The 14,826-nt window shown below is 71.8% G+C and carries 12 protein-coding genes; 3 read left to right on the top strand and 9 right to left on the bottom strand.

Going from position 1 to position 14,826, the window contains the following annotated elements; translation table 11 throughout:
• Positions 1-199 precede the first annotated feature (199 nt).
• The 4 genes from LC193_RS21420 to LC193_RS21435 form a co-directional block, all read right to left on the bottom strand.
• Positions 200-1,333 carry a substrate-binding domain-containing protein gene (locus LC193_RS21420; RefSeq protein ID WP_226076600.1) on the bottom strand — a complete coding sequence of 378 codons (1,134 nt, stop codon included), beginning with the start codon at positions 1,331-1,333 and terminating at the stop codon, positions 200-202.
• A gap of 110 nt (positions 1,334-1,443) precedes the next feature.
• Positions 1,444-2,379 carry a carbohydrate ABC transporter permease gene (locus tag LC193_RS21425; RefSeq protein ID WP_226076602.1) on the bottom strand — a complete coding sequence of 312 codons (936 nt, stop codon included), beginning with the start codon at positions 2,377-2,379 and terminating at the stop codon, positions 1,444-1,446.
• A complete protein-coding gene (locus LC193_RS21430; RefSeq protein WP_226076603.1) occupies positions 2,376-3,299 on the bottom strand; it encodes a carbohydrate ABC transporter permease in 924 nt (307 codons plus the stop codon). Before LC193_RS21430 ends, LC193_RS21425 begins: the two co-directional genes overlap by 4 nt.
• Before the next feature lie 49 nt (positions 3,300-3,348).
• Positions 3,349-4,650: an ABC transporter substrate-binding protein gene (locus LC193_RS21435; RefSeq protein ID WP_226076604.1), complete on the bottom strand. Its 1,302-nt coding sequence runs from the start codon at positions 4,648-4,650 to the stop codon at positions 3,349-3,351.
• Between the two features lie 139 nt (positions 4,651-4,789).
• On the opposite strand from LC193_RS21435, the gene LC193_RS21440 reads away from it, so the two are divergent.
• Positions 4,790-5,893, top strand: coding sequence for a substrate-binding domain-containing protein (locus LC193_RS21440; protein WP_226076605.1), 1,104 nt, complete (start codon positions 4,790-4,792; stop codon positions 5,891-5,893).
• Between the two features lie 555 nt (positions 5,894-6,448).
• Entirely contained in the window at positions 6,449-9,250 is a 2,802-nt protein-coding gene (locus LC193_RS21445) for an exo-rhamnogalacturonan lyase family protein (RefSeq protein ID WP_226076606.1), read from the top strand.
• A gap of 241 nt (positions 9,251-9,491) precedes the next feature.
• Here LC193_RS21445 and LC193_RS21450 read toward each other — a convergent pair whose 3' ends face one another.
• On the bottom strand, positions 9,492-9,707 hold the full coding sequence (locus tag LC193_RS21450) for a hypothetical protein (RefSeq protein ID WP_404819465.1): 216 nt from the start codon (positions 9,705-9,707) through the stop codon (positions 9,492-9,494).
• Between the two features lie 4 nt (positions 9,708-9,711).
• Here LC193_RS21450 and LC193_RS21455 point away from each other — a divergent pair, with 4 nt between their 5' ends.
• On the top strand, positions 9,712-10,131 hold the full coding sequence (locus tag LC193_RS21455) for a hypothetical protein (protein WP_226078924.1): 420 nt from the start codon (positions 9,712-9,714) through the stop codon (positions 10,129-10,131).
• Here LC193_RS21455 and LC193_RS21460 read toward each other — a convergent pair.
• The 4 genes from LC193_RS21460 to LC193_RS21475 form a co-directional block, all read right to left on the bottom strand.
• Complete coding sequence (locus LC193_RS21460; protein ID WP_226076607.1) at positions 10,094-11,029, bottom strand: helix-turn-helix domain-containing protein; 936 nt, start codon at positions 11,027-11,029, stop codon at positions 10,094-10,096. The two genes, LC193_RS21455 and LC193_RS21460, sit on opposite strands and share 38 nt — an antisense overlap.
• A gap of 354 nt (positions 11,030-11,383) precedes the next feature.
• Complete coding sequence (locus LC193_RS21465) at positions 11,384-12,799, bottom strand: GH1 family beta-glucosidase (protein ID WP_226076608.1); 1,416 nt, start codon at positions 12,797-12,799, stop codon at positions 11,384-11,386.
• Between the two features lie 57 nt (positions 12,800-12,856).
• Positions 12,857-13,777 carry a carbohydrate ABC transporter permease gene (locus LC193_RS21470; RefSeq protein ID WP_404819466.1) on the bottom strand — a complete coding sequence of 307 codons (921 nt, stop codon included), beginning with the start codon at positions 13,775-13,777 and terminating at the stop codon, positions 12,857-12,859.
• Complete coding sequence (locus LC193_RS21475; protein ID WP_226076609.1) at positions 13,777-14,814, bottom strand: carbohydrate ABC transporter permease; 1,038 nt, start codon at positions 14,812-14,814, stop codon at positions 13,777-13,779. The genes LC193_RS21470 and LC193_RS21475 overlap by 1 nt, the downstream gene beginning before the upstream one ends.
• Between the last annotated feature and the right edge of the window lie 12 nt (positions 14,815-14,826).

Raw genomic sequence — 14,826 nt, forward strand, 5'->3', positions numbered from 1 at the left:
GGCGGGGCGCGCGGCGAGGGCCGCCCGGGCACGGGCCGGAGCGGTCGGCCCCCGGCCGCAGCCGCCGAACAAGCACGTCAGCCCGTGCACAGAATGCTTCAGTTGAATCAGTAATGGCAAGGTTATGTCACGCGGAACACACCTGTGCGACAGGGCGCGGCGCGCCCCGGGGGCGGTGGTTCGGGAACGGGGCGACCGCTCACGCACCGCCGCGCGCGCCGCACGAGGCGCGGACGATCAGGCGCGGCTGGAGCGTCAGTTGGCGCACGGGAACGGCCTCGGGCTCCGCGGCGTCGAGCCGGTCGAGCAGCAGGCGCGCGGCCTGAACGCCGAGCGCGTGCTTGGGGGGCGCGACGGCGGTGAGGGGCACCTCGGCGAGCGAGGCGATCTCGTCGTCGTACGCGATCAGGGCCAGGTCCTCGGGGGCGCGCATGCCCTGGGTGCGCATGTGCCGCATGAGTTCGATGGCGTCGTGGTCGGAGTGCACCAGGGCCGCGCGCGTGCCCCGGTCCCTGCACTGGTCGAGGAAGCGTTCGTAGTGCCCGGCCGCCTCGGCGCTGCCGAGCGTGGGCCGGCCGCTGTCGACCACAGGCGCCCCGCCGTCGAGGCCGAGCGCGCGCACCGCCGCCGCGTGGCCGTCGGCGACCAGGGGCGCGGTGGGGCTGCCGTTGGTGAACAGGCCGACCTGCCGGTGGCCGAGGGCCGCGAGGTGGCGCACGGCGCCGAACGCGCCCTGCCGGTGGTCGGTGACCACGAACTCGCAGGCGTCGAACGGGTCCTGCGGCTGGCGTTCCAGCAGGACGAACGGCAGGCCGGTGGCCACGAGCCGCTCCTGCGTGACGGCCGGCAGGTGGTGCCCACCGGTGGAGACCACCAGGAGACCCGTCACCCCCGCGACGTTCAGCTCCTCGATCTGCTCCAGGTCCCGGGGCCGCGCGTAGTCGGTCAGCCCGATCACCACGCGCGCGCCGCGTTCCGCCGCGACCGCCTGGACACCGGCGACCACCCGCGGGTAGTAGTACGTGGCCGAGGGGACCAGCAGGCCGAGCGTCTGCTCCGAGGCCGGGGGCGCGCCCGCGGACGCGACGGCGGCCGGACCTGCCGGCGGTGCGGGCACCGCCGCCGGGTGCTCGGCGCGGTGCGCGGTGGCCACCAGCGCTCCGCCGCGGACGCGGGTCACGCGCCCCTCGGCCTCCAGGTCCACCAGGTCGCGCCGGATCGTGGCGCGCGAGACCTTCAGGCGCGTGGCCAGCTCGGTGATCTTCAGGACACCGGAGGCTTCCAGCTCCCTGACCAGCAGCCCGCGCCGCTGTGCGACGAGCATGTCGGTCATGATCCCTCCAGTGAGCAGATGTTGCACATCCTAGAGCAGAAACGTCAGACCTGTTCACGCCTGCCGGTCCGCGCCCGCCGTGCCGAACGGTCCCCCGCCGCCAGGCCGCGTCACTTCACGCCGCCCTCGGCGAGGCCCGCGCGCCAGTGGCGCTGGAGCGGGATGAACAGCAGCAGGAGCGGAATGGTGGTCACGGCCGAGCCGACGACGACCATGCGCGTGTAGTCGGGGTTCTGGCTGACGGCGGAGTTCCACGTGAACAGGCCCTGCGCGACGGTGAACAGGTCGTTGTCGGTGAGCATCACCATGGGCAGGAAGAAGTTGTTCCAGATGCCGATGAACTGGATCAGGAAGATCGTCAGGGCGCCGGGGCCCATGATCCGCAGGCCGACCGAGAAGAACGTCCGTATCTCACCCGCCCCGTCGATCCGGGCCGCCTCCAGCAGTTCGTCGGGAATGGCCCCGGAGGAGTAGGCGCGCGCCAGGTAGACGCCGAAGGGGTTCACGATGAGCGGGATGAACACCGACCACATCGTGTCCGTGAGCTGGGCGTTGGCCATCATCAGGTACAGCGGGATGACGATGGCGGTGTTGGGGATCAGGACGCCGGCGATGACCAGCGCGTACCACTTCTCCTTGCCGCGGAACTGGAACTTGTCGAACGCGTAGCCCGCCGCCACGGACAGCAGCGTGGCCGCGAGCGCGCCGCCGACCGCGTACACCGCCGTGTTGAGCATCCAGCGCCCGAACCGGCCGCCGTCCACGGTGAAGAGGTCGCGGACGTTGTCGAAGACGTGGAAGCCGGCGGACGGCGAGAACCCGTTGCCGCTGTACAGCTCGGGCAGCGTCTTGGTCACGGCGAACAGGAGCCAGACCAGCGGCAGCAGCGTGTAGACGCCGGCGATCGCGCACAGCGCCGTGACGGCGGAGCGCCGCAGCCACCAGGGGGAGGAGTCGCGCGCGGCGCGCCGCCCGGGGCCTGGCCCCGCCGCTCCCGGCCGCTCGGAGCGGCGGGGCGGCCGCTCGGTGTCAAGCAGGTCGGTCATCGCATGGCCCTTCTGTTGGCGAACCTGGTGACGAGGAAGGAGAGGACGCCGGCCAGCAGGGCGATCAGCACGGAGACGGTCGCCGCGTAGTGGTAGTCGTTGCTGTTGAACGCCGAGGTGTAGGCGAGCATGTTCGGTGTCCACGCGTTGTCGATGGGGCTCTCGCCCGAGGTGCGCAGGATCATCGGTTCCGTGTACAGCTGGAGCGAGCCGATGATGGTGAAGAGCGTCGCCACGAAGACGGTCGGCAGCACCTGCGGCAGTTTGACGTGGAAGGCGATGCGCAGTTCGCCGGCGCCGTCGATCCGCGCCGCGTCCACGGTGCTCTTCGGAACGGCCTGGAGCCCGACGAAGATCAGGACGATGTTGAAGCCGAGCGCACCCCAGACGGCGATGTTCACCATCGAGAGCAGGATGCCGTCGTCGAGGAAGTCGACGTTCCAGCCGAACCAGGAGAAGAAGTCGACGATGGGGCTGAGCCCCGGCGTGTACAGGTACAGCCAGATCAGCGAGGCGATCAGGCCCGGCACGATGTGCGGCAGGAACAGCAGCGTCTGGAAGAAGCGGCGGCCGTAGGTGAGCGCAGAATCGAGCAGCAGGGCCAGGGTGATGGCCAGGACGATCAGCAGCGGTACGTAGATGAGCCCGTAGAGCAGCACCCGCCCGACGCCGCTCAGGAAGGCGGAGTCCGTCAGGGCCCGCGTGTAGTTGTCGAACCAGGCGAAGACGAGCCGGGGCCCGTCCCAGCCGATGCCGCTGAACTGCTCGCGGAAGAAGCTGAGGCCGACGGCGTAGCAGAGGGGGACGAGGTAGGTGAGGAGGAACAGCAGGAAGAAGGGGCCGAGCAGGAGCAGCACGCCGTTGCGGCGCTGTCTGCGGATCCGGCTCCTGCTCCGGGACGGCGTGGTGGATGATGCCATGGCTTTCCCTGGGAAGTCGTGCCGCGCGGTCGTGGGGCGAGCGGGGAGGTCAGGTGTTCACGTCGAAGCCGCGCAGCCGCAACTGCTCCACGGTGCCGTCCTGCCAGCGGCGCAGGGCCCGCTCCATACCGCCGGGGTCCCCGACGGACGCGGACATCTCGTCCATGAGCCGGGCGAATCCGTCGGTCATGTCGGGACCCCACTCCCAGGACGCGGGAACGCTTCCCGCGGCGGCGGAGGCCACCTCGGGCAGGCCCATGCCCTGCACGTAGGGGTTGGCCGCTTCGAGCTCGGTCCGCCAGGCGTCGAAGAGGCCGCTGTTGGCGGGCATCGCCGCGCTCACCGGGGCCGCCGCCGCCACCGCCTCCGGCGAGGTGCTCACCCAGCGGGCGAACTCCATGGCCTCGTCGGGGTGTTCCGCGCCCACGGGCAGCGCGAACGTGGAGCCCCCGTAGTTGCCCGCGGCCGTGTCGCCCCACGTGGGAACGGGGGCGGCGCCCCAGCTGCCGGCGAGGTCGGGCACGAAGCGGGAGAGGTTGCCCACCATCCAGGGGGCGGCGATCATGGCGAGGGAACGGCCCTGCTGGAGATCCGCGATGTGCTTCTCCGCGAACACCGGCTCCATGTTCACCAGGTCGTCGGCGACGATCTCGTCCCAGTAGCGGGCCATCGACAGGCTGGCCTCGTCCGTGCTGTCCACCTGCCAGACCCCGCTCGATGTGTCGAACCAGGTCGCCCCCGCCTGCCAGGCGAAGCCGGCGAACAGCGAGGCGTCGGTGTTGCTCACCGTCGCCAGCACCGTGTCCTCGTGATCCGCGCGCACGCGCTCGGCCAGGTCGCGGAACTCCGGCCAGGTGGCGGGAGGTTCGTAGCCGTGCTCCTCGAAGAGGTCGGCCCGGTAGAGCAGGATCTGGGGGGCCATGTCCTTCGGCAGGGCGTAGACGTCGCCGCCGAGGGCCACCTGGTTCCACGCCCATTCCGGGTACTGGCCGCGCAGGTCCTCGACGCCGTACCCGCCGAGCGGCTGGATGACCTCGTGCGTCACGAAGGCGGGCACCTGCGGGTACTCCACGTTCACCACGTCGGGGCTCTTGCCTGCCCTGACCGCGTTGTACATCTTCGAATAGCCGCCGCCCGTTCCGGCCGGTATCTGCTCGAAGACGACGTGGATGTCGTCCTGTGACGCGTTGAACCCGTCGGCGAGCTGTTCCGAGCCCGAGATCCACGACCAGAACGTGATGGTGGTCGGCCCGCCGTCCGCGGAGTCGGAGAGGCCGCACGAGGTGAGCACGGCGGTCGCGAGCCCGGCTGCCAGGAGACCTCGGACGGTCGGGTTTCTTCGATGGGACACGACGGCGGCTCCTTCGGTGGCGTGCGCTACTGCACCTTCGCCCAGCACCGCACATGAGTCAATACAAATGCACGAGATGATTCATGGATCTGCATACGGGCCTACGATGATGCATCAATCGCCATGAGAGGACACGTGGATGGCCGACTTGCTCGTGCCGCAACGACGCGAACTGCTGCTCCGCGAGCTGCGGGCCACCGGCGTCGTGCGCATCGCGGACCTGGCCGCGAGGCTCGGCGTCTCGTCCGGAACCATCAGGCGCGACCTGGCCGAACTCGCCAGGACCGGCGAGGTGGTCAGGTCGCGCGGCGGCGCGGTGCTGCCGGACCGCGGCCCCGCGGGACCGCGTGCGGGCGCCGCCGGCGCGCCGGGCACGGCCGCGGCGGGGAACGCGGGCGCCCTCGGGCTGCTGGTGCCGTCGGACACCTACTACTACCCGTCCGTGATCACCGGCGTGCGCACCGTCGCGGCCCGCCGCGGCGCCCGGGTCATCATCGCGCTCTCCCCGCACGCGCGCCCCCGCGACCTGGAGCGCATCGACGAACTGCGCGCGGCGGGCGCCTCGGGGCTGCTGGTCGCGTCGGCCGGCGGCGCCCGCGCGGCCGACACGACCATCGAGCGCCTGACCGCGGCGGCCGTGCCGTTCGTGCTGCTGGAACGCCGCCCGGGTGAGCACCACGAGGCGTGCGACGCGGTCGTCTCCGACCACCGCGGGGGCGCCGTCGCGGCCGTGCGCCACTTCCACCTGCTCGGCCACCGGCGCGTGGGGCTGTTCGCGCACCCGAGCCCGACCGCCCCGCTGATCCGCGCGGGGCACGAGGCAGCCGTCCGCGGGCTCGGGCTCGATCCCTCGGCCCCCGTGCGGGAGGGCAGGCGGCTGCCGCCCGGCTCCGGCGCGGCGGGCCGCCGGTACGACGACTTCATCGAGGACTGCCTGGCCACCGGCACGAGGGCGGCCCTCGTCCACTCCGACCAGGACGCGATCCTGCTGCTCCAGCGGCTGCGCCTGCGCGGGCTGCGCGCCCCCGACGACCTGGCCCTGATCGCCTACGACGACGAACTGGCCGAACTCGCGGAGGTGCCGCTCACGGCGGTGGCGCCGGCCAAGCGCGAACTGGGCGAGTACGCCGCCCACCTGCTCCTCGAACGGCTCGCCTGCCCGGCCGGCGCCGCGGTGCGCAGTGTGGCGATCCAGCCCCGGCTGGTGGTCAGGCAGTCCTGCGGCGGCGCCCGCGCCGCGTGAGGCGCCAGGACCGAGCAGGTCGGACCACGGAGCGGCACGGCGCGCCGGACCGGTGCGGCCGGATGCGTTCCCGGTGCGCGCCCGGCCGGGGCGACGCGGGAACGGCCGGACGCGCGTGGGCGCGCGACGCGGCGCCGGGGGAGGGGCGACGAGGGGCGGGCAGCGGGCGGGGAGCGCGAGGACGGGCCGGGGAATTTCCGTGCACGAGGGTGGCCCGTTCGCACAGACCGGTGTCATCATGAGCGGCAGCTGATCGATCCGCAGCATTCCGCAGCAAGTTGCACAGTATGCACGCCTGTTCGGCGTGCGGTCCGTGCTCCTCCCTTGCCGGCCCGCGCCGGCCCGCGCCGGCCCGCGCCGGCCCGCGCCGGCCCGCGCCGGCCCGGCGGCCCCCGCGGCTCGTGGCGCGGACGGCCTGCGGACGTCCGGTCCCGGTCGGCGCCCGCCCTCCGGAACACCCAGCGTTTCAATGAATCGTTTCACGTCCTCGTGTCCCGACGCCACCCCGCGCGAATCGCCCGCCGGCCCGCACGCCCATCCCTGTGAGGTTCCCGCATGACACCCCCCAACCGGCCGTCCCCGTCCGCCCCTTCGGCTTCCCCGGCCGCCGCCTCGACCGGCCCCGGCAGACGCTCCGTCCTGTGGGGCGCGGCGGCCGTCGGCTCTGCCGCCCCCCTGGCCTCGTTCCTCTCGGCCCCCGCCGCCTCGGCCGCGTCCGCCGCCGGCCGGCCGGCCCAGCCCTCGGGGCCTTCGGAGGTCCCCCTGCACTGGCTGGAGGGCCGGCCGGCCGAACTGGCCGGAAGCAGCTGGGGCACCCCCTGGCCGATGGGCGCCGTGCCGGGCGACCAGTCGTTCGCCCTCGCGGCGGCCGACGGCTCGCCCGTGCCGGTGCAGTCCTGGCCGCTGGCGCTGTGGCCCGACGGTTCGCTCAAGTGGAGCGGCCACACCATCTCGGGGGCCCAGGGCCCGTCGGACGGCTACACCCTGACCGCGGGCCGCCCGGCGGCCCCCCGCTCCCCGGTCACCGTCAGGGAGCGGCGCGGCCACGTGGACGTGGGCACCGGAGTGATCACCGCGCGCATCCCCACCGGCGGCACCGACCTGGTCACCCGGGTCATGCGCGGCGACCGGGTCGTCGCGAAGAACGGCCGGCTCGTCACCATCAGGCAGGACGGCATCCCCGACGACGGCCTCGGCACCGTGCGCCGCGAGGAACTGCTCAGCGACATCGAGGAGGTGGCCGTCGAGCAGTCGGGCCCCGTGCGCGCCGTCGTGCGGATCACCGGGCGGCACCGCCGCCGGGGCCGCGCCTGGCTGCCGTTCACGGTGCGCCTGTACTTCTTCGCCGGCGCCGAGAGCTTCCGGATGGTGCACAGCTTCGTGTTCGACACCGACGGCCGGCGCGACGCCGTCGCCGGCCTCGGCGTGCGGTTCACCGTCCCGCTCGACGACGAACCGCACGACCGGCACGTCCGGCTGGTCGGGGAGGGCCACGGCGCCATGGCCGAGGCCGTGCGCCCGGTCACGGGACTGCGGCGCGACCCGGGCGCGGCGGTGCGCCGGGCGCAGGTCGCGGGGGAGAGGACCCCCGACGTCTCCACGTGGGACACCCGGGTCTCCAGCCGCCTCGACCTCATTCCGGCCTTCGGCGACTACAAGCTGTCCCAGCTCAGCTCCGAGGGCTTCACCGTGCACAAGCGCACAGGGCCAGGGCACGGCTGGATACCGGTCGACCAGGGCCGCCGCGCCGGGGGCACCGGCTACGTCGGCGGCCCGTCCGGCGGATTCGCGTTCGGCCTCAAGGACTTCTGGCAGCTGCACCCGACCCAGCTCGACATCAGGAACGCGCACACCCGCGAGGCCGAGGTCACCGTGTGGCTGTGGTCGCCCGACGCGCCCGCGATGGACACCCGCTTCTACCACGACGGTATGGGCCAGGACACCTACGAGGAGCAGCTCGAAGGGCTTGAGATCACCTACGAGGACTACGAACCCGGCTTCGGCACGCCCTACGGCATCGCCCGCACCAGCGAGTTGACGTTCTGGGCGCTGGACGGCACCCCGGGACCCGAACGGCTCGGGGCCGTCGCGGACGCCGTGCGCGCCGCCCCGCAGCTGGTCAACCCGGTCGACCACCTCGTCGAGACCGGCGCGTTCGGCGGCCTGTTCGGACCGGTGGACCGCTCCACGCCGCAGCGCGCCAGGATCGAGGACAACCTCGACTTCCTCTTCGACTACTACGTCACCTCCCAGGCGCAGCGGCACTGGTACGGGTTCTGGGACTACGGCGACGTCATGCACTCGCAGGACGCCGACCGGAAGGTCTGGCGCTACGACATCGGCGGCTACGCGTGGGCCAACTCCGAGCTGTCGCCCGACCTGTGGCTGTGGTACGCGTTCCTGCGCACCGGGCGCGCCGACATCTTCCGCTTCGCCGAGGCCATGACCCGGCACACCGGCGAGGTCGACGTCTACCACGCGGGCGACTGGGCCGGGCTCGGCACCCGCCACGGCGTGCAGCACTGGGCCGACAGCGCGAAGCAGCAGCGCATCAGCACCGCCACCTACCGCCGCTTCTACCACTACCTGACCACGGACGAGCGCACCGGCGACCTCATGCGCGAACTCGCGCGCAGCGAGGAGACGTTCCTCGTGCTCGACCCGATCCGCAAGATCAGGGAGGAACCCTACGAACCCGATCCGCGCGCACTGGCCATCGGCTTCGGCACGGACTGGAGCGGCCTGGCCGCCGCGTGGCTGACGGAGTGGGAGCGCCGCGGCCCGCTGTGGGAGGAGTGCCGCGACAAGCTGCTCGGCACCATGGAGACCATCGCGGCCCAGCCCAACGGCTTCTTCCAGGGCAGCGGCCGGTACGACATGGAGACCGGCCGCTTCGAGGTGCAGGAGGAGCCGGTCGTCACGACATCCCACCTGGCCGCGGTGTTCGGCCTGGTGGAGATCAACGCCGAACTGCTCCAGCAGATCGACATGCCGGAGTTCGAGGCCGCCTGGCTCCAGTACTGCCGCCTGTGGAACGGGACGGACGCCGAGGCCGAGGAGGAACTCGGCGGGCGGCTGTCGCCCAACCGCAACCTGCGGCAGGCCCACACCCGGCTCGCCGCCTACGCCGCCGTCCGCCTCGACGACGACACCCAGGCGGAACGCGCGTGGAGCGGCTTCCTCGACCCGCGCGCCGACTGGGAGTACGACCGCGACACCGAACTGCGCCTGGAACGCGTCGAGCACACCCTCAACCCCACCGACTGGTGCGACAACGTGTCCACCAACAACTCGGCCCAGTACGGGCTCGCCGCCATCCAGATCCTGGCCCTGATCGGCGACCGCATGCCGCGCTGAGCCGCGACCCGGCGCCCGGCGCGCGGCAGCGCGCGCCGGGCGCCCACCACCCCCACACGCACCACACCCCCACACGCACCACGAGGACGGGGAGGTCTTCATGCACCACAGCCATCGGCGGCCCCGTCAGCGCTTCGCCGCCGCGGGCGCGGCCCTGGCCACCGGCACCGCGCTGCTCGCCACGTCCACCCAGACCGGCACGGCCGCCACGGTGTCCGCCGCCCCGGACGCGCGAGGGCGGCTACGCCGCCGTGGCGAACCGGGCGGCCCGCTCCTCGAAGTCGGCCACCAGCCGGTGCCGGCCGAAGGGGCGCATGCGCTGCCTGAGGTCCTGCACCGCCTCCACGCACCGCGAGGACTTCACCTGCCGGGCCAGGGCCGGCGTGCGCAGCCCGGCCGCGCCCGCGTCACCGAGGCCACGGAACGTGTTGGCGTGCTCGCCGTGCAGGTACGCCACGTCGATGAACGCCGCCCGGGCAACGTGCGGCTCGTCCTTCGTCGATGAGCGCGAACACAGCATCGTTGTCGATCTCACCGGCCGCATGCTGTTCGGCACGCTGCGCGATCTCGGCAAGGGTGGGCTGGGTGGCTTCCCGGGTGACGAGGGCAAGGAGATGGGTCTGGAGGCACTGGCCGGCCTCGGCGGCGCGGACCTTCAAGCGGGAGGCGATGTCGTCGGGTACTTCTCTGATGGTGAAGGCAGTCACGACTGCATTCTGGCGTCAAAGCAGGCATGGTGCAGTCAAACGATGAGGGTGCGGGTGGTCGTCTCGGCGTCGATCCGCAATGCCGCCGCTCTCGCCCGCCGTCCCGTTGGCCGGCCACCGAGCGGAAGAATTCAGCTCACAGCGGTGACAACTCACGCAGTCGCTCGGGGCTGACGTAGTCGCTGATCCAGGGCGCCGACAGGTGGGGGGCGGGGATGCCGGCGAGACCCGCGGCGATGTGTTCGCGGGCGCTCTTGCCGTCCCCGATGGCGTCGTGCGCGATGCCCTGGTTGAGCAGCTGGAACGCCTGCCCCCGCAACCAGTAGGCGGCCTCGGGCGGAGTCCGGTTCGCGGCCCGCTCCCCGAGGTGTTCGGCAGCGCGCAGGAGTGTCCTTGCCGCCGTCCTGTCCCCGGCTTTCGCGGTCTGCTCGGCCGCGCGGGCCGTGTTCGCGGCCTTCTGGGTCAGGTGCACGCCTTCCGTGCGCGTCACCGCGTCGAAGTGCTCGGCCGCTCGGCGGTGGTCGCCGCGCGTCCGCCAGTGGCAGGCGAGGAAGTTCAGGGACTGCGCGATCAACGGGCCCGACCCGACCTCCCGGGCGATGCGCTCTCCCTCATGGAGCACCGGCACGGCACGGTCGGACCGCAATTGGACGTGCAGCCAGCCGAGGAACGCACAGTGTTCGGCGGCCACTTCGCCCAGCGCGTCGCGCTCGGGGCCGCGCGCATCCCGCAGCAACCGCAGGAGCACCGTCCGATGCGTCTCGGCAGCGGGCAGGAGCGGCACCGGGCCGACCACGTCATCCGCGCGCCGTTGAGCCGCCAGGGCGTCCGCCAGAGCTGCCACGGCCGCCCGGTCGAGCCGCGTCGGGTGCCGCATCGCGTACTGGGCGCGCTCGTCGCCCTCGTCCAGATCGAGCAGTGCCGCGAGGGATTGCTCAAGTGCCGCTGACGGCGCCTGCCGACCGTTGAGAACACGCGAAAGACAAGCCGGGTCGTAGCGAATTCGGCGGGCTGCCTCTGCCGCGCTCAGGCCCTTGCGAGCGAGTGCCGCACGTACGTTCCCGACGTCCATGATCGATCGCTCCGATGGTCACTGGGCCGTCAACGCCCATGAGCCATGTGCCCTGTGCCGAAGGGCAGCTACCGTGCCGGAACGGTCGAGATGGCGGTGGAGGTCACCGGTTCGACGGTTCGTATCCATCGAACGGCCCGCCCGCCGCCCCCTCACCTGAACCGGCCGGGACGTGAACGGGCCCCCGGCCCGCCGCCGTTCGGGTCGGCGCGGGTCCGGGGGCCCCTCCCTCTTGTCCCCCTTTCCGGGAGGGAACCGGAAAGGCTTCCGGGCGGACGCGGGGAGTCGGTGGGGACGCGGCGGGCCGTGCCGCGCCGCGTCCTGCGGCCGGGCGGTGGTGGCCCGGCCGGCTGCTCAGGCGGCGGGCAGCCGGCCCGAGCCGACCACGCCGGCGTACCAGCGGGCGCTGGCCTTCGGCGTGCGCTGCAACGTGTCGAAGTCGACGTGCACGACGCCGAAGCGCTTGCTGTAGCCGTACGCCCACTCGAAGTTGTCGAGCAGCGACCACAGGAAGTAGCCGCGGACGTCGGCGCCCTGCTCGATCGCGCGGTGCACGGCGTCGAGGTGGCCGTGCAGGTAGGCGATCCGGTCGGGGTCGTGCACCAGGCCGGCCGCGTCCACCTTGTCCTCGAACGCCGCGCCGTTCTCCGTGATGTAGATCGGCAGGTTCGGCAGCTCGCGGTGGAACCGCATCAGCAGCTCCGTCAGCCCGGTCGGGTCGATGGCCCAGCCCATGTCCGTGCGCTCGGTGGACGCGAGGTGGAACTCGACGTGCTCCGAGCCCACCCACGGGGAGTGGTCGGAGGAGCCGTGCCCGTCGTTGCGCGGCGCCTGCGCGCCGTCGGTGGGCGCCGAGACGATCGACGGCGTGTAGTAGTTGAGGCCGACGAAGTCCAGCGGCTGGTGGATGGTGCTCTCGTCCCCGGCACGCAGGTACGACCAGTCGCTGACGCGCGCGGTGTCGTCGAGCAGGTCCTGCGGGTAGGCGCCGTGCAGCAGCGGCCCGGAGAAGATCCGGGTCTGGAGCGCGTCGATGCGGCGCGCCGCGTCCACGTCGGCCGGTTCTTCGGTGCGCGGCCTGGCCACGACGGGGTTGAGGGTGACGCCGATCTCGGCGCTGCGCGGCAGGACGGAGCGCAGCGCCTGGACCCCGAGGCCGTGCGCGAGGTTCAGGTGGTGCGCCGCCTTGAGCACACTCTCCGGCTCGGTGCGCCCCGGGGCGTGCACGCCGGAGCCGTAGCCGAGGAACGCGCTGCAGAACGGCTCGTTGAGCGTCGTCCACATGCCGACGCGGTCGCCCAGGGCCTCGCCGACGATCCCCGCGTACTCGGCGAACCGCTCGGCGGTCTCCCGCTCGGGCCAGCCGCCCGAGTCCTCCAGGTCCTGCGGGAGGTCCCAGTGGTAGAGGGTGATCGCCGGCGTGATCCCGCGCTCCAGGAGACCGTCGGCCAGGGCGCGGTAGAAGTCCAGCCCGCGCTGAACGGCGGGCCCGCGTCCGGTGGGCTGGACGCGCGACCACGACACGGAGAACCGGTACGCGCCCAGGCCCAATTCGGCCATCAGGCCGATGTCCTCCTGCCAGCGGTGGTAATGATCGCAGGCGACGTCCCCGGTGTGGCCGGCGTGCACCTTGCCAGGGGTCCGGCTGAAGGTGTCCCAGATGGAGGGGGTCCGGCCGTCCTCACGCGCCGCGCCCTCGATCTGGTAGCTGGCGGTGGCCGAGCCCCACAGAAAATCGGGCGGAAAGACGCGTGGTTGCTTTTCAGTCATGGAAGCGCTCCCATTCTTGCTTCTAGAGAGGGTATCGAACCGCGCGCGACGGAGTGCTCAGCCCTTGAGCGCGCCGTGCATGATGCCGCCCACGATCTGCTTGCCGAAGAGCACGAACGCGACGAGCAGCGGGAGCGTACCGAGCAGCGCGCCGGCCATGATCACTCCTTGGTCCGGGACGTACCCCTGGCCCAGGCCCGTGAGGGCGACCTGCACGGTGGGGTTCTGCTGGGTGAGCGCGATCATGGGCCAGAAGAACTCGTTCCAGGCCAGCACGAACGTGAGCATGCCGAGCACCGCCATCGCCGGACGGGCGGCGGGGAAGACGACGTGCCACACGACGCGCAGGCTGTTGGAACCGTCCACCCTGGCCGCCTCGATCAGCTCGGTCGGCAGCGCCTGCACCAGGTACTGCCGCATGAAGAAGACGCCGAAGGCGCTGACCATCATCGGCAGGATCACCGCCTGGAGCTGGTCGGTCCACTCCAGCTCGGCGATCGCCATGAACATCGGCACCACGGTGAGCTGTGGCGGCACCATCATCGTGCCGATGACCATGAGCATGAGGAGGTTCTTCGCGCGGAAGCGCAGTTTGGCGAACGCGAACCCGGCGAGCGTGGCGAACAGCACGGTCGAGACCGTGATCGTTCCCGCGACGAACAGCGTGTTGAACATCGCCGTGCCGAGGTTGGCGTCGGTCCAGGCGAGCTCCAGGTTGTCGAAGAGCCTGTCGCCGAACCAGAACGGGGGCGTCGGCTCGGCCAGCCGCGCGTTGTCGTGCGAGGCCGCGATGACCGAGAAGAGCAGCGGGAGGATGGACCCGACGGCGAACACCGCGAGGATCGTGTACGTCAGCCAGCCGCCGTGCATCTGGCGCCCGGCCGCGCCGGCCTTGTTGCGCCGGACCTTGCGGCCCCGTTCCGGGCCGCCCGCCGTGGTCGCCTGTTCGGGCGCCGGGTAGGTGTTGACAGTGGCCATCAGTCCTCCTCGCCTGTGCTGCGCCCGATGATCCGGGTGATCACCCAGTAGATGAGCCCGATGACGATCAGCAGCAGGAACATCGACCAGGCGATGGCCGCGGCGCGGCCGAGATGTCGGTTGATCCAGCCCATCTCGTACATGTAGAGGCCGAGGGTCTGGTACTGGTGCTGCGTGCCACCGGACGGGTCCCCGGCGAACAGCAGCGGCTCGCCGAACAGCTGGGTCGCGCCGATGGTGGACACCACGACGGTGAAGAGGATCGTGGGCCGCAGCGCGGGCAGCGTGATGTGGATGAACTGCTTCCACCGCGAGGCACCGTCGAGCGCGGCCGACTCGTACAGGTCGTTCGGCACGGCCTGCATCGCGGCGAGGTAGATCAGCGTGTTGTAGCCGGTCCAGCGCCAGATCACGATGGTCGCCACGGCGAACTGGGAGGACCAGGTGCCCGCCTGCCAGTCGATCCGGTCGATGCCGATCAGGTCGAGGCCCCAGTTGATCACGCCGTAGTCGCGGCCGTAGAGCATCGCGAACACGAGCGTCGCGGCGGCGATCGAGGTGGCGTACGGGGTGAGGATCGCGACGCGGTAGAACATGCTCCCGCGCAGCTTGTAGTTCAGCAGGTGGGCCAGGCCGAGCGCCATCAGCAGCTGCGGCACCGTGGAGATGATGCCGATGGTGAAGGTGTTCCGCAGGGCCGTCCAGAAGAACTCGTCATCCCACAATCGGGTGAAGTTGTCGAAGCCCACCCACTCCATGTCGTTGGGAGTGAGCATCGACGAGCTGTGCAGCGCGGCCCAGCCGGTGTACAGCAGCGGGAAGAGCCCGAACGCGGCGAAGAAGAGGAAGAAGGGTGAGATGAACGCGTAGGGGCTGTACTTGATGTCCCAGCGGTAGCGCCGTGAGCGGCGTTCCGCACGCCGCTTCTCCTTCGGGTCCTGAAGGGCCGACCGCGATGCCGCGGACGGATCGGTCGTCGGGCGCGGGACCGCGCCCCCCTTGGCGGGGGGCGCGGCCTGGCGGTGTTCAGTGGTCATCGGAGAGTCCTG

It is taken from the genome of Streptomyces marincola (assembly GCF_020410765.1).
Taxonomy (GTDB): Bacteria; Actinomycetota; Actinomycetes; order Streptomycetales; family Streptomycetaceae; genus Streptomyces; species Streptomyces marincola.